The following is a 23,581-nucleotide window of genomic DNA, read 5'->3' on the forward strand; positions in this document are numbered from 1 at the left end:
GGCTATCTGGTGATATAGCTCAGTTGGTTAGAGCACAGCACTCATAATGCTGGGGTCGGTGGTTCAAATCCACCTATCACCACCAAGAACATGTTTTCAGAGCAATCCGGAACATACAAAAACCCGCTTTCAGCTTCGGCCGATGCGGGTTTTTTGTTTTCTAATTTATTGCAACCTCACCTCCAAGCGAAGCTGCAATAAGAAGAAATGCTGTTAGCTATGTTTGTGCTGCTGCGTACGCGCATAACGCTCCAGTAATTCGAATATCCCCATCCCCGCCACCATCGCGATAACAAAAATAATCGTCTTGCTGTTGCCCATAATCAGAGAAGCCAGCGCCGGGCCAGGACAGTAGCCAGCAAGCCCCCAACCTACACCGAAGGCAAGCCCACCCAATACCAAACGACGGTCTATCTGCGTTGCCTGTGGCAAACGTAATGCACCACCCAACAGTGTCGTGGTCCGCTTTGCAGCAATGCGAAATGCAATCAGCCCTACCAGAATGGCTCCACCCATCACAAAAGCCAGCGAGGGATCCCACTTGCCACCGATATCCAGAAAACCGATCACCTTGGCCGGATTAGCCATGCCCGAAATAATCAGACCAAATCCAAAAATCAAACCAGCGAGTAATGCCATCACAATTTGCATACTCCGCTCCTTAAGCGATCAGATGTCGCACAATGAATACTGTTAAAAAACCAGCTGCCATGAACGTCATGGTCGCCACCAGCGAGCGCAGTGAAAGGCGCGACAATCCGCAGACGCCATGTCCACTCGTGCAGCCATAGCCGTAACGCGTGCCTATCCCCACCAATAATCCAGCCACGACCAGTGTTACGAAGTCGGCATCGATATGCGCATCCGGCAAGGGCTTGAATAGAGCAAACACGAGCGGTGCCAAAATCAAACCAAGTAGGAAGGCAATCCGCCAGGACATATCGCCCTTCACCGGTCGCAACAGGCCACCTAAAATGCCGCTGATACCGGCGATCTTGCCGTTGAATAATATGAACGATGCCGCAGCAAGGCCGATCAGCAATCCGCCCAATAGCGAACTCCACGGCGTAAAGTGCACCCAGTCGATAGTCATTATTTTTTCCTTTTGCCAGTAGTACAGTACTGCTGGTACAACACGTCAATCACTGCCATCGCTTCCGTACTGGCGATGCTGTAATAAATCTGCTTGCCTTCACGCCGCGTATTGACCAACTGCTCTTCGCGCAATACGGTCAATTGCTGCGACAAAGTCGGCTGCCGTATGCCCGTCACGACTTCCAGCTCGCTCACGCAGTATTCGCTTTCGCACAACTGGCAAAGCAGCAGCAATCTATCCGGATTCGATAAAGTCTTAAGCAAACTGCATGCCTTGGAAGCCGCCTTCTGCAACGATTCCAAATCAATCTCTTCTTTTGTACTCATCTACATTACTCATTTGCGCACAAAACAATATGCATTATTTTAATATATATTTATATATATTATAAGATAAAAAATAGAGCGCTATGTCACGCGTGGCTGCTGAAAGCATACGTAGCAATGGCTCATGGCTGTACGCATCCTTTGTTGGCCTTATTGTGTTTTCTGGCAGTCGCTATTTTTTTCTCTGCTTCAGCGAATGCATTATCAAGATAACCACCATACAAGCCGGCAATATCGCCGCCGACGATTGGTGCAGTCAACAAGCACCCCGCAGCATCAAGAAAGAGAACAGTAGGCGCAGCATGAATTTTGTAGGTCTTGGCTATGCTGCGATGATTGCCCCATGAATGGTCAAGATTCACAACAGCCTGCGTTCCCGTCACATCCACTTCACGGATGATAGGACGCTCTTTGACGCGAGCATCACGCAACAAAGGTAATAGATAGTTGTTCCGCACGACATGGCAAAACGAGCAACCAGGCAATGTGAAGAAGAGAATGATGGGCTTGCCCTGACGTTGCGCCTGCGTGCTGTCACGCGATAGATCGGTCAACATCGGCACTGCCATCACTTTACTAGCAGCCCCAGCATGGCCGTTCAACATGAGGCCTAGCAACAGCACCGAAAGAATACGCAAACTCATTTTTACATCCTAATCTTGCCGGGCGAAACGTCCGATATCGTCGAAGTCTTCATCGAAGATTTCCCCAATATCTATACGCCTCAGCACTCCCCGCTTGTCGAATACATAGTTGACTGGCAAACCTTTGCGTTTACCCAGCACGCGCTCCAGCGCCAGATAGTCAGTCGTGACTGGATGAGTGAGGCGGTATTTCTCTACCCACTTCAGTGCTTTCGCTTTTTGGTCTGCATCACCGACTTCAATATTAACGCCGATGACGATCAATTTATCTGCGTTCTCCCGATACAGCTTTTGCAGCTTGGGAGCTTCATTCGCGCAGAAAGGGCAATAGGAAGCAAAGTAACTGAGTACAACAACCTTGCCGCGCAAACTGGCAGGTGTGATCGTTTTTCCATCCAGAGTAGTCAACGTCGGCAACACAGGTGTGTCACCGGGGCGCACATCAGCAGCGTGCACCCATCCGGCAGATAAAAAGGACAACAGAACGAACAGACGGGATAAGGGCAACATCAAACGATTAGGCATGCTGCACACCTTGAGTGTATGGAATCAATAGCATGACACAAGGCATGCAATCATGCGTCGCATCAGTACTTGGGAAAGTACAACTTGCTCTTATCCAACTTGTAGCTCCACGGCAGATTGGCATTCTTCCATCCGTTTACTACGCGCTGCCCTGCTTGTGGTCCAGTCTTTGCAACATCGCCTTCAAAGCCATCAACCACGGTATATACCTTGCTGTAGCCAAGATCTGACAACAGATTGGCGGCACGTGAACTACGATCGCCTGAGCGGCAAATCAGAATCACTGTATCGCCCTTGCCTAGTCCACTTGCACTCATGCGACGTGCCAACTCAGGTCCAAAGTCGCTATTCACATCCAGTTTGAAGCGGCCATTCTTGTCATCCCACGGTGCATCGTCCGGATGCTCAACATACGGAATGTTTGCATCGACGATCGTAGGCATACCGACATAAGACACTTCCGCACGGGTACGCACATCAACGAAATAAGCTTTTGCACCTAATTGCTGCTTAAGTGCATAAGCTTCTTTCGCATCGAGGTACAAGCCTGCCTTGGTTTGCTTGATATCCTGTACTTGCGCAGCATCGAAGGCAAATGCAGATATACAACTAACGCTCAGCAACAGAGCCGCAAGAATTTTTTTCATGTCGGCTCAGTTTTAGTTAGCAATACCAGGATTGCCATCCATACCAATAATCTTCGGCGTGTTCAGCTTGCGCGGTGTAACGACCTTGTTCGTACGCAGCCACTGCGCTACGACATCCCATACTGGCTCGCCTGACGCACCTTCAGCAACCGGCGCCCAACCAGCGACCTTATAGGTCTTGCTGGCATCGATCAGCTTGCCATCGAGGCGCATGTCTTGAATACGTCCGCCCATTTTTTGCTTAGGTTCTATCGTGTAGCTCATGCCACCGACACGCACCATATCTCCACCCTGTTGGTAATACGGGTCAGGATTGAACAGATTGTCGGCGACGTCTTCGAGGATGGTTTTAATCGTTGCGCCATTCATTTCCGTCAGCGTGCTGTACGAATACGTGGTCGCGGTCTGATCCATCAGATGTTCCATCAGGATAGGACTATCCGGCAACAAGGATGTGCCCCAGCGGAAGCCTGGAGAGAATGCAATGTCCGCACCTTTGACATCCATCAAGGCATCGACGATCAATTGATCGAAGGTGCCATTGAAATTGCCACGGCGGTACAAAGTACCTTCCGTCATCGCGAGTTTTTCATTGAGCTTGGATTCATACGGTGCACGTATCTTCGTGATCAATGCATCCATATTCTTGTCGGCTGGCAGGAAGTTCGAGAACACTGGCAACAAACGATATTTATAACCTTGTACCTTGCCACCGCGCACATCGAAATCAAGCACGCCGAGGAATTTGCTGTTGCTGCCGGCATTCGTTACTAGCGTCTTGCCGCCCGGATTGCTGACGATCACTGGTGTCGGTATGCCGTCATGCGTATGGCCACCCATGATGGCATCGATGCCACGTACGCGCGACGCCATCTTCAGATCGACGTCCATACCGTTATGCGACAACACGACGACAACCTTGGCACCTTTGCTGCGCGCTTCGTCCACCATCTTTTGCATATTCTCTTCTTGGATGCCGAAGCTCCATTCAGGCACCAGATAGCGCGGATTGGCGATAGGCGTATAAGGGAAAGCTTGACCGATAATCGCGATCTGTACGCCGTTCATTTCTTTCAGAACGTACGGAGGGAATACCGGATCACCAAAGTCTGTCGTCTTGATATTCTGCGCGACAAAATCAACCTTGCCCTTGAAATCCTTCTCAACAATTTCCTTGACGCGCTTGTCACCCAAGGTCATTTCCCAGTGCGCCGTCATCACATCCACGCCTAGCTCCAGACAGGCATCAACCATGTCTTGACCGTTGGTCCACAAAGCCGTTGCCGAACCCTGCCATGTATCACCACCATCGAGCAGCAATGCGCCGGGACGACCGGCCTTCATGCGTTTAACCAGTGTGGAAAGATGCGCGAAGCCACCGACCTTGCCGTAGGTTTGCGCAGCTTTTTCAAAATTCAAATAGCTGAATGCATACGCTTCCGGCGTATTCGGCTTGAGGCCGATCTGCTTGAGCAATTGTTCACCAACCAGATGCGGCAGACGACCAACCGCGTCACCTATGCCAAGATTGACATTAGGCTCGCGGAAATAAATCGGCTTCAATTGCGCATGGCAATCGGTGAAGTGTAAAAAGTGGACATTGCCAAAACGTGGCACGTCGTAGAGTTTGGCTGCAGATGGAGCAGCCAGTGCGCCCTTGGCGTCGAGCAGCATGCCGCCAGCGGCCGCAATACCCATGACCTGAATGAACTCGCGACGATTCAACCCCATGTTATTCCTCTAATGAATTCGGTAGATAGCCTCATCGTTCTTGCGGTGCGCAAGCGATGGGACAAGACAAAGAAACGAGCATCGAAGCTGCGCATGAATTTGCGCGTCTTCGATGCTCTGATCGTGTTACTTGTTGACGGGTGAAGCCGGATCCAGCAACAAGGCCATTACGTCCTTGATTTGCTTCTCTTGCAGGATGCCGTTGTGGCCGAAGCGTGGCATGTTCGAACATGCAGTGAAGGCTTGAGCGTTATAAATCTTGGCCCAGGTGTACTTCAACATGTCTTCACTTTGACCGCGGATCTTTCCGTATTGATAGAGAGACGGGCCGATGTTGCCGAACGAGATTTCCGCTTTGCCGATTTGATGGCAGGCATAGCAGTTACCGCCGTTCACGCTACCGATTGCATCGGACGATTGCATGCCGCGACCGTTCTGTGCAATTTTCTCGCCTTCTTTCCAATCGCCCAGATACTTGCCATCCGCCGGATATTTCACCAGTTTCATTTGTGCAGCTTCCAACGCGGCGGCTTTTTCCTTAGGTACGTCGCTCGGATATTCGCTACACAATTTCTGTGCATCGTCCTGATTGAGCATGCGCTCCATCGTTGCAGGACCTTTGGATTTGAAGTCCGCCTTCAACATGGCAACAGTGTCTTTATCGTAGTCACTATTCGCTGCCACTGTTGCGCAACCGGCGATGATTGCCGCCGATGCCAATAAGATGCCAATTTTTTTCATATCGCCTCCCTATCGTTTCAGCGCTGGGCCGTTATAGACGCCACCATCGGCATTTTTCGCGAGGAACATCGTCACCGCAGTGATGACGTCCGAACCATAAAGCGGTTCAGGGAAGCGCTGCTGACGGAAGCAATCATTCAAGCGATGCTGCATGGTACGTACCTCGCCCTGCGATACGCGATATGCCGGCCAGGTGGTATAAGCCGCCTGCGCATTGCTCTTGTTCAGCAGATTAGGAAGGTCTTGCAATCGTATGCGTTGATTGTCGACCGAGTGGCAAGTCGCACACGCAAAGTCATGCGAACCGGCACGGTAGAAGAAAACTTTTTTGCCGATTTCGTAAGCACGCTTTTCTTCCGGATGCGAAGTCGAAACCGACATCTTCATGCCTCTCGATTCGGAAGTAATGTAGGCCACGATAGGTTCGATCTCGGAAGGCTTGCCAGCAGAGCCAAACGGCATTTTCACCGCTTGTTCGCGCGTCAAACCCTGCAAGTTCATGCGGCAATAGATCAGACGCTGCTCAAGATCCATGACCTTGTTGACGTCCTTGAAGTAACGCGGCAATTCAGCATAAGCGCCTTTGAGTACACCAGGCCCTTTACCAAGATCGCATTGCTCCAGGCTGACATTCTTTGGCCCTGCTTTCATGCGCCACAATTCTTCGCCACGCATTTCCCACAACTCGGCAGGATTACCATCAGCCAGCAATTGACGATACTTTGCAATCTCGTCCGTTGCCGACCCTTGAGCCATTGCAGATGCAGCCATGCTCATTGCGATCGCTGCTAAAAGATATAAGCCTCTATGTCTCATTACGCCCTCCTTAAAATAAAGTGGATGCGGTCTATGCCGCATTCATGTCACTCGGGTACAACTGCTCCCGTTTAATTTGCGTATGACTAGCTTCAGGAAACTACTGCTTCATCGGTACGGCTGTCACCCATATTGTCAGTCCAGGTGATGGTGATCTTGTCGCCTTTTGCGCCGCCTTTGAATTTGAATGACAGGAATGGATCTTTGGAGATCGAAGTACCCATCAATGAATCCAGTACTACCTTGTCGTTGCACTTGGCAACCAGCGTCTGAATGAAGTGCGCAGGAACTACCTTGCCTGCTGCATCTTTGCGTTGACCTGTTTCCATATCATGACGCATCAAGACCTTCACTTCTACGACGTCGCCGCTTGCATTCGCGCGAATGCGCATCGGATTTCCCATGATAATTTCCTCAAAAATTGGTGTAGATATACAGCGCGTTCAGTGCTTACTGATTAACCGCCGCAGCCGCCGAGAGTGACTTTGATCTCTTTGCTAGCGATCAGCCACTTGCCATTTGCTTTTACCAGCGCGTGCACATTCGATGTGCCGCCCATCTTCACGCGGGTGCTGATGTTTGCTTCAGTACCTGCTGGAATGGTGAACGTAGCTGACAATGGCGTAGGATTTTTCTCGACCAGAATGGCCATGAATTCCGTGTTCGGCACATTGCTCGAAACCGACACTGGAACCACTGCACCGTTTTCCGCGATATCAGGACCGTTGACAGCGATGTCTGTGCTGATTGCTGCTTTATCGGCACCCAAGGCTGCCAATGCTTCTTGCAAGGATTTTGCGTCGAAGCCGCTAGACTTCCAGTCTGCAGCCAGTACGTCTGTAGGCTTCAACAAACCTGCGCTGATAGCCAGGCCGAGTACGGTTGCAATGCGCAACGCGTCGCGTCTATTTTGATTCATTAGATTCTCCTCTTGAAAAATGGATGCCATCTCAACTGCTGATGGCACGATCATCATTTACTTCACTTGCGCCAGCGCCTTCGACAGACGATCTTTGTTCATGACGAAGCTCTTCGACAGCTTGTCTGCTTCGGCTTTTGCTGCGTCCAGATTCGTTGGCTTACCGACCTGAATCACACCCGCCATGCCCATGGTTTTATGAGGATCGCAGACATAAACATACACGCCATCTTGCGTCAGTGGCACAACTATTTCTTCATCCATTTTGCCTTTCCACTCTTTAGCACCTGCTGGTACCAAAGTGGAAGCAGTGTTGTGCGCTGCATCAGCCTTGATGAATTTAACTGTGTCGCCCTTTTCCGCTTTCAGAAAAGTAGGCTCGAAGGACATCATGCCGTCCTTGCCGTTATTAACCATTTTTACTTGATGTTCTGCTGCCGACACGCCCAACGAAAACAATGCCAAAGTCACAGCGCTTACTAATTTGTACATGCATCTCTCCAATTTCTAGTTCTAGTTAAATCAAATTTTTACTAACAGTATTTACAGATAACCATCAGCGTTCCAACAACCTTATTTCGCGCCGTTCAAAATCCAGGCAACCAGCGTTTTAATATCGTCATCCTTAACATGTGCTTGCGCCGGCATAGGTATCGGGCCCCATGTGCCGCTGCTACCGTTTTTGATCTTGGCTGCCAATCCTGCCGTTGCTCCTGCATCGCCTTTGTACTTGGCAGCGATTTCATTGAAGCCTGGACCTATGATCTTGTTGTTAACGCCGTGACAGGCAACGCAAGCGTATTGCTTGGCGATGGCAAGTCCATCCGGTTTAGCAGGTGTTGCAGGCTTGGCCGGTGCAGCGAGTGCCAACTTCTGATCTTTGGAAACGGCAGAAATCGGTGTAGTCAAAGCTGGCTTGGTGGTATCGACACCACGTACTTCACCGAAGGGACGGTTCTGTTCCTGAATATTGCCGTGTGCATTTCTGGATGGTGCTGGCAACGTCGAACGAACATCGCTGCTGACCGGACAATCCTTCATGCATGCCACGCTCTTCACATCCGGCTTGCCTTTGACATCCCACATGCCGTGCTTTTGCGTCATGCCATTACGATTCGGCATCAGCTGTTGCACTTCGGCGATGTTCTTGTCCGACAGAACAAAATCGTCAGGCAGAACTTCGGCCATGTTCAGAATGTAAGCAGTCACCGCATAGACTTCTTCCGTCGTCAGCGACTTCGGCGCAGTCCACGGCATTGCGCGATTGATGTAATCCCACAAGGTCGATACGGTCGCGACTTTCATCATCGTGGTACGTTGCGGCTGCTTGTTGGTAGTCAATGCAGCAACGTGGCCCGTCTTCATATCTTCTTTGGTGGTGCCACCAACGATAGGCGTGAAGACTTCATTCGATTCACCGAAGGTACCGTGACAGGATGCGCACTTGCCTTCCCATACGATCATCCCTTTGGAAACCGAGCCTGATCCTTTTGGCAAACCCTTGAAGTCAGGACGCACATCGATGTCCCACGCTGCGATTTCTTTTTCAGTTGCAGTACGGCCGATATTTGAATAAGCAGTTTGTGCAAAGGCTATCGCGCCCGTTGCTGCCAGCGCCAGCGCGACGACAGTTTTAGTAAACCTGGACATTCGACACCTCTCCGGATTCCGACACTTTCCACGACTGGATAGCGTTGTTGTGATAAATGGAGCGCGTGCCGCGCACTTCGCGTAGTTCATTGATTTTTGGTTGCACGTAACCGGTCTCGTCTATCGCACGCGATTGCAATACGACAGGCGAACCATCCCACGTCCAATTGATATTGAAACGCGTCAGGCACTTGGTATTGATAGGCCCTTCCAGTCGTGCCGTGCGCCAGTTGCGTCCGCCATCGACAGACACATCGACGCGCTTGATCTTGCCGCGACCTGACCATGCCAAACCTGTGATGTTGTAGAAGCCTTTATCCAGCAGCATCTGACCGGCAGATGGTGTGGTGATGACCGATTTGCATTCTTGGATTGATGTGTACTGACGGTACATGCCATCCGGCATTGCATCGATATAGTGAATCGCTTCGTCTTTGGTAGCGTAAGGCATGTCGCCTACTTCGATACGACGCAGCCATTTGACCCATGACACGCCTTGCACACCCGGCACCACCAAACGCAGCGGATAACCATTCTCGGGACGCAGCATTTCGCCATTCATACCCCATGCGACGATGACATCGTCCAAGGCTCTATCCATGCTGATGGTGCGCGTCATGCTGGAACCATCCGCACCTTCGGCGAGGACGAACTTGCCATTCTTTTTGTCGTAACCGCAGTCTTCCAGCAACACCGATAAAGGCACACCAGTAAATTCGCAGCAGCTCAACATGCCATGCGAATACTGCACGGATGGAACGGCGACATTGCCCCACTCCATCGCGGTATTGGCACCACACTCGATGAAGTGCATGCGTGATACAGACGGCAGACGCATCAAGTCATCCATTGTGTAAACTTTTGGATTCTTGACCAGGCCATTGATCATGAAACGATGCTTGCTCGGATCGATGTCGTGCCAACCTTGATGATGACGCTCGAAGTGCAAACCGCTAGGCGTAATGATGCCGAACAGACCTTGCAGCGGCGCGAATGAAACCGAAGCGGCAGACACACGCGTCAGCCCCGGCGACTCGCGGCGCATCAGATTTTTTTCGTATTTGGATGGAACACCGTAACCGTTGGTTGCTACAGGCTGACCCAACGTGGTGGAATGTTCAGGCAGATTCAGGATGTTGGGATCACCGTCACCGACTGCCGATCCTGTCTGTGCAAATGAAACACCACTTGCCATTGCAGCACTCGCTGCGAGAAAACTTTTACGCAGAAAACCCCTGCGCTCTTCACTCAAACCTTGGGATGTAATTTCCTGGGCCAATACAGGATCCACGAAATTCTCTGGCGCGCGCACTATGCGGCCCGCCTTTATCGCCTCTTTAGTCATCCATCGTCTCCTGCTGCAATTTCGTTTAATTATGTGCCTATATAACTATATGCGCATATACGGAATATTAGAAACGTTTTTTTCTTTTTTTAATTATCTGCTGGCGATGCGACGTGTCGTTGCCACGACTGGTAGTTCAACTACCGGTGATTGCACGCCTATCTGGGCAGCAACCCGACCACATACTGACTTACACAAATCGACGGTCTTCTCATCATCGACGCGGTAATAGACTTGCGTACCATCTTTGCGACGCGCGAGAATTTTTGCGCGATACAACATATTGATTTGGCGCGACACATTCGCTTGTGTCGATTCGACTTCGTTGACGATATCGCCAACCGAACGCTCACCATTACACACTGCGTACAGAATCTTCAGGCGAGTCGGCTCACAGAGCAAAGAAAAATAGTTTGCCACTTCTTCAAACAGCACACTCATCTCTTCTTTGTTGAAATTTTTATCCACGACCAGCACCTAAAAATAAATAGTAAAAACAGATAGTTCGTTCACTATACACATGCAACGTTAACACTACTGCGTCATCACTGCACTTAAAAAAACTGCCGAGTTAGCAATAACCCGGCAGGCTGATTACGGCTTGATGTAAGCGTAACCTTCTTGTATCTGTAAACGAGCCACTTCAGCCACGCCAGAAGGAACAATAGTTGCCTCCTGGATCACTTGGCTCTTGTCGATTTTGCGTGTTTCCAAAGTATTGTTGCAAACCCGGAATTGCACATTGCGATTCACCAGTTCTTGCACGACTGCATCGTAAGGATTACCGTTTTTGTTCTTTGCACCTTCCAGCAAGAAATCGATGCCTGGACCATGTGTCACGACGATGATTTTCGCTTTAGGGCTGGCATTCAAATGATTGCGGATATTGTTCAAAGCAGCGGTAGCAACAGAGCTATCGTTGATGTGATACACCACCTTCTCTTCACGCTCGGCGGCACCAGCAGCTGTCATACCGACAGTTGCACATAAAAGTAACAGGAATGCTGCGCGGATCATTTTCATCATCGTCTCCAAAATTAGAATTATCGTCTAGCCACATCAGTTTAAGGCTTATCCAGACTTTCTTTTTCCATCAAAATATAGGTGCCGTAAGCATTGAGTCGATTGGCTTGATCAAATGCCGGATATTTCTCAAACCCAGACCAATCAACCTTGCCATACGCTTCATCAAACGGTACCAGATCCGCTACTGCATCACCCATTTTTTGTCGTAAAAAAATCAGGTAATCGCGCGTCAACTGCATATCCTTCAAAGGCGCATGTGACATTTTTCCATGCCCTGGAACAACCATCGCTGGCTTGACTTCCAGCATACGATCCAGTGCTTGCAGCCAGACTTTGCTATTCGCTTCGCCGACAAACGGAATACGGCCAGTGAAGAATAGATCGCCTGCAAACAAGACTTTATCTTCATCTACGTACAGCATGATGTCTTCCGGCGAATGCGCACCGCTGGAATCAATAATGCGGAAATGCATGCCGCCCATTTCAAACGGCAGCACTTTGGCATCTTTAAAACTGAGCCAGCGATCTGCCGGGATCAAACGCGTATTTTCATTCACCCATGGCGCCAGATCGGTACGGCGCTGCTTGAGTCGCTCTTGCGTCAAATCAGAATTCAGTGTGGCACGCGCATTCTCGTGCGCCCAGACTTCTGCACCTTGCGCCTTGAATGCTTGCAAACCATAGAAATGATCTGCGTGGTAATGACTGATAATCACGCGCTTCACCGGTTGCGGTGTGATCCGCTTGATCGCCTTCAACATCGCTTCACCCAAGGCTGGCGTTGCCAATGCATCGAAAACGACTACGCCATCTTTCGTAACAACAAAGCCGGCATTCGACATGAAGCCTTTGTTGGCCGCGCTTGCCATTCCGGCTGTGCCCTGGAAGTAATACACATGCGGCGATATTTTTATCGGACGCAGCGTGATTTCTTCTGCGACTGCTGCACGTGCACACAACAGTGTCAGTGCGATAAACAGAAAACCATAAACCTTGGTATAGCGCTGCATGTCTTCTCCGTGCTATGCGTATCTGCTTAAATACGTATAAATTAATTATATAGTTATATAAGCAAATATTACCAAAGCAATTCTTTCCCGCACAGCCTTATTAGAATTCGCCTTGCGCGCCCCGCTCCATCATCTTCCACATCGTGTTGCGTACCTGCATCACGGATTTTTTCAATTCAGGTGGAAGTTTGCGACCCATTTTGATCAACATGTCCATGTTCAACGCGTAGATCCAGAGGCCATCGTCTCTCTCTACAACAGTGAGGCGACACGGCATATAAGCGGCCATGTGTGGACTGAAATCGACCATTTCGCGCGCGATGGTGGGACTGCAGTAGGAATAAACTTTCAGGAATTTTTCCGGCTTGCCGGAACGCAGTGACAGCTCACGCGATAGATAGAACTCACCGACCGACTTGATATTCTCTTCTGCGGCAACACTGGTAAAGGCTTGCTCTACTTCAGCTATCGTCACGCCATCCTTGACCTTGCGCTCCCAAGTCGTTGCCACAGCGATATCACCATCCGAATCTACCCAGCGCTGCCAGACATTCATCGCTTCAGCGCCGGAACCATCTTCCGTATTATTGATTGCGCGCAGCGTGCCGCACGCAGACAAACTTGCGAGTGCGACGGTCAACGACAACAGCTTGATCCAGGATTTTATTTTCATTACAACTAATCTGACTTGGTTTGAGAGCGTGCCGCTTCATTTCTGCACGGCAGCCGTACTATACCGTGCTCAGCGCACTCGCTCTATCAAGAAATAGCGCGAGTGCCAAAACATCAACAAAAATCAGATGATGCGGGCAAGCAAAAATTACTGACTCAAGCCACGCGCATCGATATTCCACAAGCATTCAACAACATCACCTCTGAATCCGACGTACTGCTGATACAGATTTGCAGTCGGATCGCAGTGACCAGGAATCAGAAACAGGCGTTCACCCAGATAATCCCGTTCATTACCAGCCGCAATCTGCAAAATCCCATGCTCATCATTGGCGGCCGTATATTTCAACTGATCGCCATATTCTCCCGGCCTGACCAAGGGCAAACCGGAATCCACCGCCACGCCTTTAAGGCCAACATCGCATACGGCCAGCCCTGCTTTTGCGGTACTCATAATAGTAGATGCGATAAACAGGCTATGTGCCGGCTTCCATCCGCCTACCCAATCCTTGGAACCGTAGTCGCCATCCATAAACACATAAGAGCCAGGCTGAATCTCGGTAAATACACCACTCGTCACGTCGAACTCGGCCGTCCCCGTGCCACCGCCTGTAACAACCGGGCAAGCGATCCCGCGCGCGGCAAGGAATTGCACATACTGCGCCGCCGCATCAGCCGCGACACTCGCCGCCGACCGACGCTGCTCCCAGCTAGCCACATGCTGAATGCCGCCGTGATACGCCTGCAAACCACCAAAAGACAAACCTTGATAGCGCGCGATCCTGTCGACCAAGGCAGCCAGCGCATCATTACCTTTCACTCCGCAGCGCCCCTGACCTATATCCACTTCAGGAAAAACTGCGATAGAAACACCGGCCTGACTAACTGCTTTTCCCAGCGCATCCACTTGCGCCACATGATCCACACACACGCTTAAGCGCACGTAGCCTGCCAATTCAACGGCCATCGCCACCTTGTCCGCACCGACAAACTCATTACTAATATGTATGCTCTGCACGCCCTTCGCGACGAAAGGGTAAGCCTCGCTCATCTTTTGGCAGCAAATCCCGACTGCACCCAAAGCCAACTGCGCTTGGGCAATCGCGCTTGATTTATGTGCTTTGGCATGCGGCCGCAATGCCACGCCATGCCGCTGCGTCAATTCCGCCATGCGTTGCGCATTCGCCTCAAACGCCTCCAGATCGAGCAAAAGCGCAGGCGTACTAACGCGCGAGACCGGATCGCCGATACGGGCCATGACCGGCAACTTCAAATTTGCGACATCTTTCATGCTCACTCCGAAGTAATAAATAAGACGATATACAGGACTTCTCGGCATCCCTAGACGCATCCGGAAGCAGCTACTTTGTACTCAAAATGCCATTTATACGAATTTCTTCGAAAAATTTCATGGCATCACGTATCCAGCAATTGACATTTTTTCTCAGATGTATATTGTATTCAATATTCTAAATGCACGGATCGCAAATTACAGCGACTCCATACTTTTGGGAAATTATTAGTTGGCAGAGATGAAAAAAGCGCGTCAGACGCATGCATTTCTACCGACAAACGAATTCAGGATGCGGGCAATGATGTGCGCGACTGATGCAGGAGATGGTCAAAAAAGGGTACGCAACCCACATATAGGAGACAGCATCATGCAGAAAAAACTTATCCGCCAACCGATGAAAATCGGCCTCTTCCTCACCACGATGTGCTGCGCATTAAGTGCATCAGCCTGGGAACCAACCAAACCGGTTGAGCTGGTCGTACCGTTCAGCGCAGGTGGCGCATCAGATCAGATGGCACGCTCGATTCAAGGCATCATCACCAAGCACAATCTGATGAAGCAACCGATCATCGTGCAAAACAAGGCCGGCGCCAGCGGCGCGGAAGGCTTGCTGGATCTGAAAGCAGCCAAAGGCGACCCAAACAAAATTATCGTCGCATCCTCATCGATATACACCACACCACTCGCTACCAACCTGCCATTCAACTGGCGCGATCTGACACCGATCGCCATGGTTGCGCAAGATGCATTTGTACTGTGGACCAATACTCAGGCTGGCTACAAAACACCAATGGCTTATATTGACGACGTCAAGAAAAAGCCAGAAACATTCAAGATGGGCGGCACCAGCTCCAAGCGCGAAGATCACATGATTACGATGATGATCGAAAAGCAAACTGGCGCGAAATTCCTCTACATTCCGTATAAAGGCGGCGGCGAAGCAGCTACTCAACTCTCCGGTAATCACATCAATTCCGACACTAACAATCCATCTGAATCCGTTTCACAATGGCGCGCCGGTGAACATCAGGCTTTGTGCGTGTTCTCGCCTAAACGCATTGCATACACCGCTAAAGTAACTGCCACACAAGCCTGGTCCGACATCCCTACCTGCAAGGAAAAGGGACTGAATGTCAGCTATGAAATGCTGCGCATTTTCATGATGCCAGGCGGTGTCAAACCAGAACAGACACAGTTCTACGTGGACCTGTTTAAAAAAGTGATGGAAACACCTGAGTGGAAAACATATCTCGAAAAGAATGCGCTGAAAGGCGAATTCATGACGGGTGCTCCGCTGGAAGCGTTCCTGATGAAAGATGAACAGTTGCACCGTGAAATCATGAAAGAGGCTGGCTTCATCGTCTCCAAGTAATCCTCACATCATCACCCTGATTCAATGACCGACATGCGTATGCCACGGTCATTGAATCACTTCACGGACAAGCGAATATGAATCCTTCAGAACCTCACGCAGAAGAAGAGAGAGAACACTCTCGCGCAGTCATCACCATCCGTAGCGCCGAAATCATCGTCGCGATTGCGCTCGGTCTGGTATCCCTCCTTACTATCTGGAGCAATTACCAACTCGGCGCAGGCTGGGGTCCTTACGGCCCCGAAGCCGGTTATTTCCCACTCAGATTAGGTGTAGTGATCCTGCTCGCCAGTTGCCTCGTATTAGTCCATGCGATACGCGATAACGATCAAACGCCCTTCCTTGAAATCGCACAAGCACGTCTGGTTGCAGTCATTCTGCTGCCTTTAATCGTGTTCGTTTTTACCATTGCATATCTGGGCATTTACGTCGCATCGATCATCTTCATCGCAGCATTCATGTTTTTCCTCGGCAAGTTCACTTGGTGGAAGTCGGCCAGCGTGTCGATCATCGTCATGCTCGTGTTCTTTTTTGTTTTCGAAATTCAATTCAAGGTGCCGCTGCCTAAGGGTCCTCTTGAAAACTGGTTAGGCTTCTAAGGAAAAAACATGGAAGAACTAAACTCATTAATGATCGGCTTCGGCCACGTTCTTGGCTGGCACAACATTGCACTGATGTTCCTCGGCATTTTGCTGGGCATCGTAGTCGGCGTGCTGCCTGGTCTCGGTGGTCCGAATGGCGTTGCCATACTGTTGCCGCTCACGTTCTCGATGAATCCGACCTCCGCCATCATTCTGCTGTCTTGCATCTATTGGGGCGCGTTGTTCGGTGGTGCGATCACATCTATCCTGTTCAACATTCCAGGTGAGGCATGGTCGGTGGCCACAACCTTCGATGGTTATCCGCTCGCGCAACAAGGCAAGGCGGGGCAGGCACTGACGTCCGCATTTACTGGCTCCTGTATCGGTGCATTGTTCGGCGTGATCGTGATTACCTTCCTGGCTCCAGTGGTCGCCAAGTTTGCATTGCGCTTTGGCCCGCCGGAATTTTTCGCTGTCTACTTCCTGACCTTCTGCAGCTTTATCGGCATGGGCAAGGAACCGAAAGCGAAGATCATCATTTCGATGTGCGTCGGCTTTATGCTTGCAGCAGTCGGTATGGATACCGTGTCCGGACAATTGCGTATGACCTACGATGTCCCTGATCTGTTGCGCGGATTCGATTTCCTCGTAGCCGTAATCGGTTTGTTCGGCGTCAGCGAAATTCTGATCACGATGGAAGAAGGCTTGGCATTCAAGGGCAAGAAGGCAGCGATTGATCTCAAGGTTGTTTTCAAGACCTGGGCGATGATGCCGAAATACTGGATGACCTTGTTGCGTTCGTCGGTCATCGGTTGCTGGCTGGGCATTACACCAGGCGGCGCGGTAGCTGCATCCTTCATGGGATACGGCATGGCGAAGAAGTTGTCGCGTGATTCCGAGTCTTTCGGCAAAGGCAATATTGAAGGCGTACTGGCACCGGAAACAGCAGCACACGCTGCCGGCACCAGCGCACTACTGCCTATGCTCGCACTCGGCATTCCTGGTTCGGCTACAGCTGCGGTTCTGCTTGGCGGCTTGATGATCTGGGGCTTGCAACCAGGCCCTATGCTGTTCGTCGAACAAAAGGAATTTGTCTGGAGCTTGATTGCCAGTATGTACCTCGGCAACATCGTCGGCTTGCTGGTCGTACTCAGCACAGTCCCGGTATTCGCTGCGATCTTGCGCATTCCGTTTTCGATCATTGCGCCAGCCATCATGGTGATTTGTGCGATCGGTGCCTACACAGTACACGGCGCAGAATTCGACATCTGGTTGATGGTGATCTTCGGCGTGATTGGCTACATCTTCAAGAAATTGAATTACCCGTTAGCTCCGTTGGTTTTAGCCTTGGTGCTGGGTGATCGTGCAGAAGATGCCTTCCGTCAAACCATGGTTGGCTCCAAAGGCGCACTCGGCGTGTTCTGGGGCAGTGGTCTGGTTGGCACCGTGATGACGTTGGCAGTCATCGCATTGATCTGGCCTATCATCAGCAGCCTTATCGGTAACCTTCGTCAGAATCGTCAAAAACCTGCCTGACAAACGTGTAGCGGTGGAGAACAACGACTTTCCACTGCCCAACGTAAAAAAGCCTGAAGATTTCTCTTCAGGCTTTTTTTATTGCTGCAGATATTACGTAAGCAAATGAGCTGCGAATTACCTTAGCGCTCAATCTACCTTTGCAGCACGGCTGCTGGTGTCACGCAAATCTGCCATCACTGAGTCACGCTTGTCGAGCAAATGCTGGCGCAGAATAACTGCCAGTCGTTTGCCATCACGTGCTTCCAGCGCTTGTATCATTTCATCATGTTCACCGATGGCTCTATCCCACTTCTCTTCCTTGAAGTTGGACTTAAAGCGCAAGGCCAGCAAACGTCTGTTCACTGATAGATAGATTTGTCGCAGCATCGAATTGCGCGCCGCTTCATTGATCTTGTTATGAATGGTTTGATTGCGGCTGTAATAACCAGGCAAATCGTTTTGTGCTCTGCATACCAGCATCGCTTGATGCAAGGCCTTGATATCAGCAATCTCGGCTGGTGAGATGCGCTCGGCTGCCAACTCGCCTGATAAGGCTTCCAGACCGCTCATCATTTCAAACGCTTCCCAGACTTCGGTGTCATTCATCTTCGACACGAAAGCACCGCGATTCGGCACGATGTCGATCAAGCCTTCAGACGCCAGCACCTTCATCGCTTCACGTAGCGGCGTGCGCGAAATACCCAAGCGTTCGCACACTTCGCGCTCGTTCAACTTCATGCCCGGAGCCAACACGCCTTCAATAATCAGTCGCTGCAAATGTTCCACCACCGCATCATGCAAGCGCTGACGCTCCATACGTGGCATGTCTGGACTGCTATTGTTGTTTTCACCAGCGATCAATGTATTTTGCATACTAAGTCCGATTTAATTTAACCCTATTTTAATCTAATTGCCTGGTAAATGATGCAGCACACCATATGCCATTTCAGACATATCCCATACGGCCGATTACATATATCTACTTAGTCACGCCACGCCAGTATTGCATTCCCAGCAACTTGCTGGATACACCTAAAAACGACATACAAACCGTCCGTATCAATTCGCACATTGTTAGGCGCAAAAAGCTTTACTAATCAAAATCACTCTGCTAAAGTATTTTGTATGCAATATTCAATAATATGAAATTTCTTAGGAGACTGAAATGCTGAAGCTCGACTTTCATCCGGCCGGCCGCCACATGTTGCAAATTCCTGGCCCGAGTCCTGTGCCGGATCGCATCCTGCGCGCAATGAGCTACCCGACCATCGATCACCGCGGCCCTGAGTTTGGCGCGCTGGGCTTGAAGGTCTTGTCCGGCATACAAAAGATTTTCAAAACGACGCAACCAGTCATCATTTACCCAGCATCCGGTACCGGCGCATGGGAAGCAGCATTGAGCAACACCCTCAGCCCAGGCGACACCGTACTGATGTATGAAACAGGTCACTTCGCCACGCTGTGGAAAAAAATGGCAGAAGCACTCGGCATCAAACCTGAGTTCATCGGTTTGCCTGGCATCGAAGGCTGGCGTCGCGGCGTACAAGCTGATTTGATCGAAGCACGTCTGCGTGCCGATACCGGTCATGTCATCAAGGCAGTCTGCGTAGTCCATAACGAAACCTCCACCGGCGTTACCTCCAATATCGCTGCCGTACGTAAAGCGATGGACGCAGCCAATCACCCTGCATTGTTGTTAGTCGATACGATCTCCGGCCTCGCGGCAGCGGACTATCGCCATGACGAATGGGGCGTGGACGTCACCGTATCCGGTTCGCAAAAAGGCTTGATGCTGCCACCTGGCATCAGCTTCAATGCCGTCTCGAAAAAAGCGATCGCTGCCAGCAAGAACGCCAAGTTGCCACGCGCATTCTGGGATTGGACTGACATCATCGAGATGAACAAAACCGGCTACTGGCCGTACACACCAAACACCAATCTGTTGTACGGCTTGCACGAAGCGCTCGACATGATCCTCACCGAAGGCTTGGACAATGTATTTGCCCGCCACGAACGCCTGGCTGCAGCTTGCCGCCTCGCCGTCAACGCCTGGGGTCTGGAAGTGCAATGCGCAGATTCGACCGTCTACTCGCCTATCCTGACCGGCGTCATGACACCAGAAGGCATAGACGCAGACATGGTGCGTAAAACCATTTACGAACGTTTCAATATGTCGCTGGGCACCGGCCTCGGCAAGATGAAAGGCCGCATGTTCCGCATCGGTCACTTGGGCGAAGCAAACGATCTGAGCTTGATGGCGACATTGGCCGGTTGCGAAATGGGTCTGAAAATCGCCGGCATCAAACTCAAGGGCAGCGGCGTTGGTGCAGCGATGGAATTTTTGGCAGAACAAAAAATCCCGCCGTTGAAAATTGCAGCCTGATTTAAGACGATAAGACTGCGACGAAAAAATCAACCTGCATGCTTGCGTAATAGCGAGCTGCAGGTTGTGTCGCACAATTTAAAGAGACGCACGCGACTGTGCAGCGCTGATTGAATGTGCTGTTTATTTCAGAAAAGGATGTCCTGGAAATGCTCGTCAAGCCGATTCACTTTGTTCCTGTAAGCGGCCGTAGTCCCAGCCCGCTGGCAAGCCGCTTGCGCAAAGAATTGCGCGGCGATGTGTTATTCGGCAATGCAGATCGTGGTCGTTACGCCACCGATGCGTCTATCTATCAAATCATGCCGATAGGTGTTGTCGTTCCGCGCGATCAGGCTGATCTGCTGCTCTGCCTCGACATTGCACGTTCCGAAAAAACACCCATCCTCGCGCGCGGTGGTGGCACCAGCCAATGCGGTCAAACAGTAGGCGAAGCGCTGGTCATCGACAACAGCAAGTGGCTCAACAACGTTATCGATTTCGATGCAGAAAAACGCACCATCACGGTAGAACCGGGCATGGTGCTGGATCATCTGAATGCATGGCTCAAGCCGCACGGATTATGGTTCCCGGTTGACGTTTCTACTGCAGCCCAATGCACGATAGGTGGCATGGCAGGCAACAATTCCTGCGGCTCACGTTCTATCGAATACGGCAATATGGTGCACAACGTGTTGGCGATAGATGCAGTGCTCGCTGATGGCACGCAAGGTCGCTTCGAGACGTTGGAAAATATGGCGCACACCACGCGCCTGCAAGAAATAACACAAGGCTTGCGTCGTATCGCGACTCGCGAGCAACAAGAAATTATCGAGCGCGTACCGAAAGTATTGCGCCGCGTCGCCGGTTACAACATCGATCTATTCGATTGCCAAAATCCGCGCGCTTACACCGATGACGGCAGCGCCAATCTGGCACACATACTGGTTGGCTCCGAAGGGACACTGGCCTTCAGCCGCCAACTGACATTGAAGCTGGTGCCATTGCCTAAGCACAAGGTACTCGGCGTCATCAACTTCCCGACTTTTTACCAAGCGATGGATGCCGCGCAGCACATCGTCAAACTGCTGCCGACCGCTGTAGAGCTGGTCGATCGCACGATGATCGATCTGTCGCTGGATATAGCCGCATTCCGCCCTGTCATTGAAAAGGCCTTGGTCGGTAGTCCACAAGCGATCTTGCTGGTGGAATTCGCCGGCGACGATAAAGTAGCTTTGGTTGAAAGACTCGCCGCTCTGGCCGACTTGATGAGCGATCTCAGCTTGCCGGGATCTGTCGTCAACATGGTCGACGCGAACGAACAAAAAGCTTTGTGGGATGTGCGCAAAGCCGGTCTCAACATCATGATGAGCATGAAGGGGGACGGCAAACCCGTGTCCTTCATCGAAGACTGCGCCGTACCGCTGGTGCATCTGGCCGAATACACCAATCGTCTGACTGAAGTCTTCCACAAATACCATACCGAAGGCACCTGGTACGCGCATGCCAGCGTCGGCACCTTGCACGTGCGTCCGATCCTCGATATGCGCCGTGACGGCGCAGCCGATATGCGCAAAATTGCGGAAGAAGCATCGGCACTGGTACGCGAATACAAAGGTGCCTATTCCGGTGAACATGGCGACGGCTTGTGCCGTGGCGAATGGGTGTCCTGGCAATATGGACCGAGCATCAATCAGGCATTCAGCGAGATCAAGGATCTGTTCGATCCGGACAATCGCTTCAATCCGGACAAAATCGTGCGTCCGCCGAAGATGGATGACAAAAGCAATTTCCGCTTTGCGCCCGGTTATCAGGAATTGGCGATCAAGACGCAACTGGATTGGTCTGCGTGGAACGTCACACGCGATCCTGCCAGCGGCAAGGAAACCGAACCAGGCACTGGCAATGATCGTACCGGCGGTTTAGCCAAAGCAGTCGAGATGTGTAACAACAACGGTCATTGCCGCAAGTTCGACGCTGGCACCATGTGCCCTAGTTATCGCATCACAAAAGATGAACGTCACGTGACGCGCGGTCGTGCCAACACATTGCGTCTGGCTATCTCAGGTCAACTCGGTGATGAAGGACTAGCCAGCCCCGACGTCAAGGAAGTGCTTGATCTGTGCGTCTCCTGCAAAGGTTGCAAACGCGATTGCCCGACCGGCGTCGATATGGCGAAAGTAAAGATAGAAGCACGCGCTGCATGGGCAAATAAACACGGCATCAGTCTGCGCGAAAAACTCGTGGCTTACATGCCGCGTTATGCGCCTTATGCCAGTCACGTCGGCACACTGCTCGCGGTCGCCGACAAGCTGCCATGGATATCCGGCTGGTTGAAAAAACAAATAGGACTGGCACCGCAACGTGCATTCCCTCGTTTCAAGTCATCCTTCCTGTCGCAGCGTAGCAATCACCGCAGCGAAGCAACGACCAACAAGGAAGTACTGCTGTTCGTCGATACCTTCAACAATTATATGGAGCCGGAAAACGCCATCGCCGCGCAAGCGGTGCTGGAAGCTGCCGGCTACACCGTGCATTTCAATGTACGCGCTGGTGAACGTCCGCTGTGCTGTGGCCGCACCTACCTATCCGCAGGTTTGGTTGATCAAGCCAAACAGGAAGCGCGCAGAACACTGGATGCATTGATGCCCTTCGTTAATAGAGGTGTTGCCATCGTCGGTCTGGAACCATCATGCCTGCTGTCGCTACGCGATGAATTCCTCAATTACGGATACGGTGAAGAAGCCGAGAAGCTCGCCAGCATGGCCTATCTGTTTGAAGAGTTCCTGGTACATGAACATAGCGCAGGACGACTGCAGCTTGATCTCAAGCCACTCGCCTCAAACAAGGCGATGGTGCATGGTCACTGTCATCAAAAAGCATTCGATGCATTCCGTCCGGTGCAAACAGTATTGAACTGGATACCGCAACTTGATGTTGCTGTGGTCGAATCATCCTGCTGCGGCATGGCTGGCAGCTTCGGCTATGAAGCAGAGCATTACGAAGCATCGCAAGCGATGGCTGAGCTATCGCTACTCCCGGCGATACGCAAGGCAGAAGATGGCACCATCTTCGTCGCCGACGGCACCAGTTGCAGACATCAAATTTCTGATGGTACACAGGAAGAAGCCATCCACGTCTCGCGCGTGCTGGCCGACGCCTTACGCAAGTAAGCAGTTGCGATGCACTCATAGTGCATCGCAACAAAAAACCTTCCTCCCCCAGAACGAGACCATCCAGCCAGGGATGGCAAGAAGTTCTGCTTCCGCCCGGAACCAAACGATCTTTTTGCACTCAGTTTAAGTATGT

At 51.1% G+C, this 23,581-nt stretch carries 25 protein-coding genes and 1 tRNA gene; 6 read left to right on the plus strand and 20 right to left on the minus strand.

Annotation, left to right across the window (positions count from 1 at the left end):
• The first annotated feature begins 8 nt into the window (after positions 1-8).
• A tRNA-Met gene (locus tag BQ6873_RS09130) sits at positions 9-85 on the plus strand.
• 128 nt (positions 86-213) lie between these two features.
• Here BQ6873_RS09130 and BQ6873_RS09135 read toward each other — a convergent pair.
• The 19 genes from BQ6873_RS09135 to BQ6873_RS09225 form a co-directional block, all read right to left on the minus strand.
• A complete protein-coding gene (locus BQ6873_RS09135; RefSeq protein ID WP_076592366.1) occupies positions 214-651 on the minus strand; it encodes a YeeE/YedE family protein in 438 nt (145 codons plus the stop codon).
• A 10-nt stretch (positions 652-661) separates the two neighbouring features.
• Positions 662-1,093 (minus strand): YeeE/YedE family protein, encoded by a 432-nt coding sequence (locus BQ6873_RS09140; RefSeq protein ID WP_173830595.1) that lies wholly within the window; start codon positions 1,091-1,093, stop codon positions 662-664.
• Positions 1,093-1,422: an ArsR/SmtB family transcription factor gene (locus BQ6873_RS09145; RefSeq protein WP_076592368.1), complete on the minus strand. Its 330-nt coding sequence runs from the start codon at positions 1,420-1,422 to the stop codon at positions 1,093-1,095. Before BQ6873_RS09145 ends, BQ6873_RS09140 begins: the two co-directional genes overlap by 1 nt.
• Positions 1,423-1,544: 122 nt before the next feature.
• On the minus strand, positions 1,545-2,066 hold the full coding sequence (locus BQ6873_RS09150) for a thioredoxin family protein (protein WP_076592369.1): 522 nt from the start codon (positions 2,064-2,066) through the stop codon (positions 1,545-1,547).
• A 9-nt stretch (positions 2,067-2,075) separates the two neighbouring features.
• Positions 2,076-2,591, minus strand: coding sequence for a TlpA disulfide reductase family protein (locus BQ6873_RS09155; RefSeq protein ID WP_083664430.1), 516 nt, complete (start codon positions 2,589-2,591; stop codon positions 2,076-2,078).
• A gap of 62 nt (positions 2,592-2,653) precedes the next feature.
• Entirely contained in the window at positions 2,654-3,238 is a 585-nt protein-coding gene (locus tag BQ6873_RS09160; RefSeq protein ID WP_076592371.1) for a rhodanese-like domain-containing protein, read from the minus strand.
• Between the two features lie 12 nt (positions 3,239-3,250).
• Positions 3,251-4,969: a thiosulfohydrolase SoxB gene (gene soxB / locus BQ6873_RS09165; protein WP_173830596.1), complete on the minus strand. Its 1,719-nt coding sequence runs from the start codon at positions 4,967-4,969 to the stop codon at positions 3,251-3,253.
• A gap of 126 nt (positions 4,970-5,095) precedes the next feature.
• Entirely contained in the window at positions 5,096-5,710 is a 615-nt protein-coding gene (gene soxX / locus BQ6873_RS09170; RefSeq protein WP_076592372.1) for a sulfur oxidation c-type cytochrome SoxX, read from the minus strand.
• A gap of 9 nt (positions 5,711-5,719) precedes the next feature.
• A complete protein-coding gene (gene soxA / locus BQ6873_RS09175; RefSeq protein ID WP_076592373.1) occupies positions 5,720-6,526 on the minus strand; it encodes a sulfur oxidation c-type cytochrome SoxA in 807 nt (268 codons plus the stop codon).
• 92 nt (positions 6,527-6,618) lie between these two features.
• Complete coding sequence (gene soxZ, locus BQ6873_RS09180; RefSeq protein ID WP_076592374.1) at positions 6,619-6,930, minus strand: thiosulfate oxidation carrier complex protein SoxZ; 312 nt, start codon at positions 6,928-6,930, stop codon at positions 6,619-6,621.
• Positions 6,931-6,983: 53 nt separating this feature from the next.
• The gene (gene soxY / locus BQ6873_RS09185) at positions 6,984-7,445 is read right to left on the minus strand and encodes a thiosulfate oxidation carrier protein SoxY (RefSeq protein WP_076594043.1); all 462 of its coding nucleotides are present in this window, start codon (positions 7,443-7,445) and stop codon (positions 6,984-6,986) included.
• Between the two features lie 57 nt (positions 7,446-7,502).
• Positions 7,503-7,937 carry a pseudoazurin gene (locus BQ6873_RS09190; protein ID WP_076592375.1) on the minus strand — a complete coding sequence of 145 codons (435 nt, stop codon included), beginning with the start codon at positions 7,935-7,937 and terminating at the stop codon, positions 7,503-7,505.
• A gap of 81 nt (positions 7,938-8,018) precedes the next feature.
• Entirely contained in the window at positions 8,019-9,095 is a 1,077-nt protein-coding gene (locus BQ6873_RS09195) for a c-type cytochrome (protein ID WP_076592376.1), read from the minus strand.
• Positions 9,079-10,440 (minus strand): sulfite dehydrogenase, encoded by a 1,362-nt coding sequence (gene soxC, locus BQ6873_RS09200; RefSeq protein ID WP_076592377.1) that lies wholly within the window; start codon positions 10,438-10,440, stop codon positions 9,079-9,081. Before soxC ends, BQ6873_RS09195 begins: the two co-directional genes overlap by 17 nt.
• A 93-nt stretch (positions 10,441-10,533) precedes the next feature.
• Entirely contained in the window at positions 10,534-10,908 is a 375-nt protein-coding gene (locus tag BQ6873_RS09205; protein ID WP_231949311.1) for an ArsR/SmtB family transcription factor, read from the minus strand.
• A gap of 126 nt (positions 10,909-11,034) precedes the next feature.
• Complete coding sequence (locus BQ6873_RS09210; protein ID WP_083664431.1) at positions 11,035-11,463, minus strand: DsrE family protein; 429 nt, start codon at positions 11,461-11,463, stop codon at positions 11,035-11,037.
• Positions 11,464-11,504: 41 nt separating this feature from the next.
• Positions 11,505-12,476, minus strand: coding sequence for an MBL fold metallo-hydrolase (locus BQ6873_RS09215; RefSeq protein WP_083664432.1), 972 nt, complete (start codon positions 12,474-12,476; stop codon positions 11,505-11,507).
• Positions 12,477-12,576: 100 nt separating this feature from the next.
• Entirely contained in the window at positions 12,577-13,149 is a 573-nt protein-coding gene (locus BQ6873_RS09220; protein ID WP_076592378.1) for a DUF302 domain-containing protein, read from the minus strand.
• A 147-nt stretch (positions 13,150-13,296) separates the two neighbouring features.
• Positions 13,297-14,439: a DSD1 family PLP-dependent enzyme gene (locus BQ6873_RS09225; protein WP_076592379.1), complete on the minus strand. Its 1,143-nt coding sequence runs from the start codon at positions 14,437-14,439 to the stop codon at positions 13,297-13,299.
• A 370-nt stretch (positions 14,440-14,809) separates the two neighbouring features.
• On the opposite strand from BQ6873_RS09225, the gene BQ6873_RS09230 reads away from it, so the two are divergent.
• The 3 genes from BQ6873_RS09230 (at position 14,810) to BQ6873_RS09240 (ending at position 17,931) form a co-directional block, all read left to right on the plus strand.
• Entirely contained in the window at positions 14,810-15,814 is a 1,005-nt protein-coding gene (locus tag BQ6873_RS09230) for a Bug family tripartite tricarboxylate transporter substrate binding protein (protein ID WP_076592380.1), read from the plus strand.
• 77 nt (positions 15,815-15,891) lie between these two features.
• Positions 15,892-16,413 (plus strand): tripartite tricarboxylate transporter TctB family protein, encoded by a 522-nt coding sequence (locus tag BQ6873_RS09235; protein WP_076592381.1) that lies wholly within the window; start codon positions 15,892-15,894, stop codon positions 16,411-16,413.
• Positions 16,414-16,422: 9 nt separating this feature from the next.
• The gene (locus BQ6873_RS09240; protein WP_076592382.1) at positions 16,423-17,931 is read left to right on the plus strand and encodes a tripartite tricarboxylate transporter permease; all 1,509 of its coding nucleotides are present in this window, start codon (positions 16,423-16,425) and stop codon (positions 17,929-17,931) included.
• A gap of 129 nt (positions 17,932-18,060) precedes the next feature.
• On the opposite strand, the gene BQ6873_RS09245 is transcribed toward BQ6873_RS09240, so the two are convergent.
• Positions 18,061-18,786: a GntR family transcriptional regulator gene (locus tag BQ6873_RS09245; RefSeq protein ID WP_076592383.1), complete on the minus strand. Its 726-nt coding sequence runs from the start codon at positions 18,784-18,786 to the stop codon at positions 18,061-18,063.
• 292 nt (positions 18,787-19,078) lie between these two features.
• Between BQ6873_RS09245 and BQ6873_RS09250 the strand changes: the two genes are divergently transcribed.
• Both BQ6873_RS09250 and BQ6873_RS09255 read left to right on the plus strand, forming a co-directional pair.
• Positions 19,079-20,296 carry a pyridoxal-phosphate-dependent aminotransferase family protein gene (locus BQ6873_RS09250; RefSeq protein WP_076592384.1) on the plus strand — a complete coding sequence of 406 codons (1,218 nt, stop codon included), beginning with the start codon at positions 19,079-19,081 and terminating at the stop codon, positions 20,294-20,296.
• 149 nt (positions 20,297-20,445) lie between these two features.
• Positions 20,446-23,445, plus strand: coding sequence for an FAD-binding and (Fe-S)-binding domain-containing protein (locus tag BQ6873_RS09255; RefSeq protein ID WP_076594047.1), 3,000 nt, complete (start codon positions 20,446-20,448; stop codon positions 23,443-23,445).
• Positions 23,446-23,581: the final 136 nt, after the last annotated feature.

The organism is Herminiimonas arsenitoxidans (assembly GCF_900130075.1).
Classification (GTDB): Bacteria; Pseudomonadota; Gammaproteobacteria; order Burkholderiales; family Burkholderiaceae_D; genus Oxalicibacterium; species Oxalicibacterium arsenitoxidans.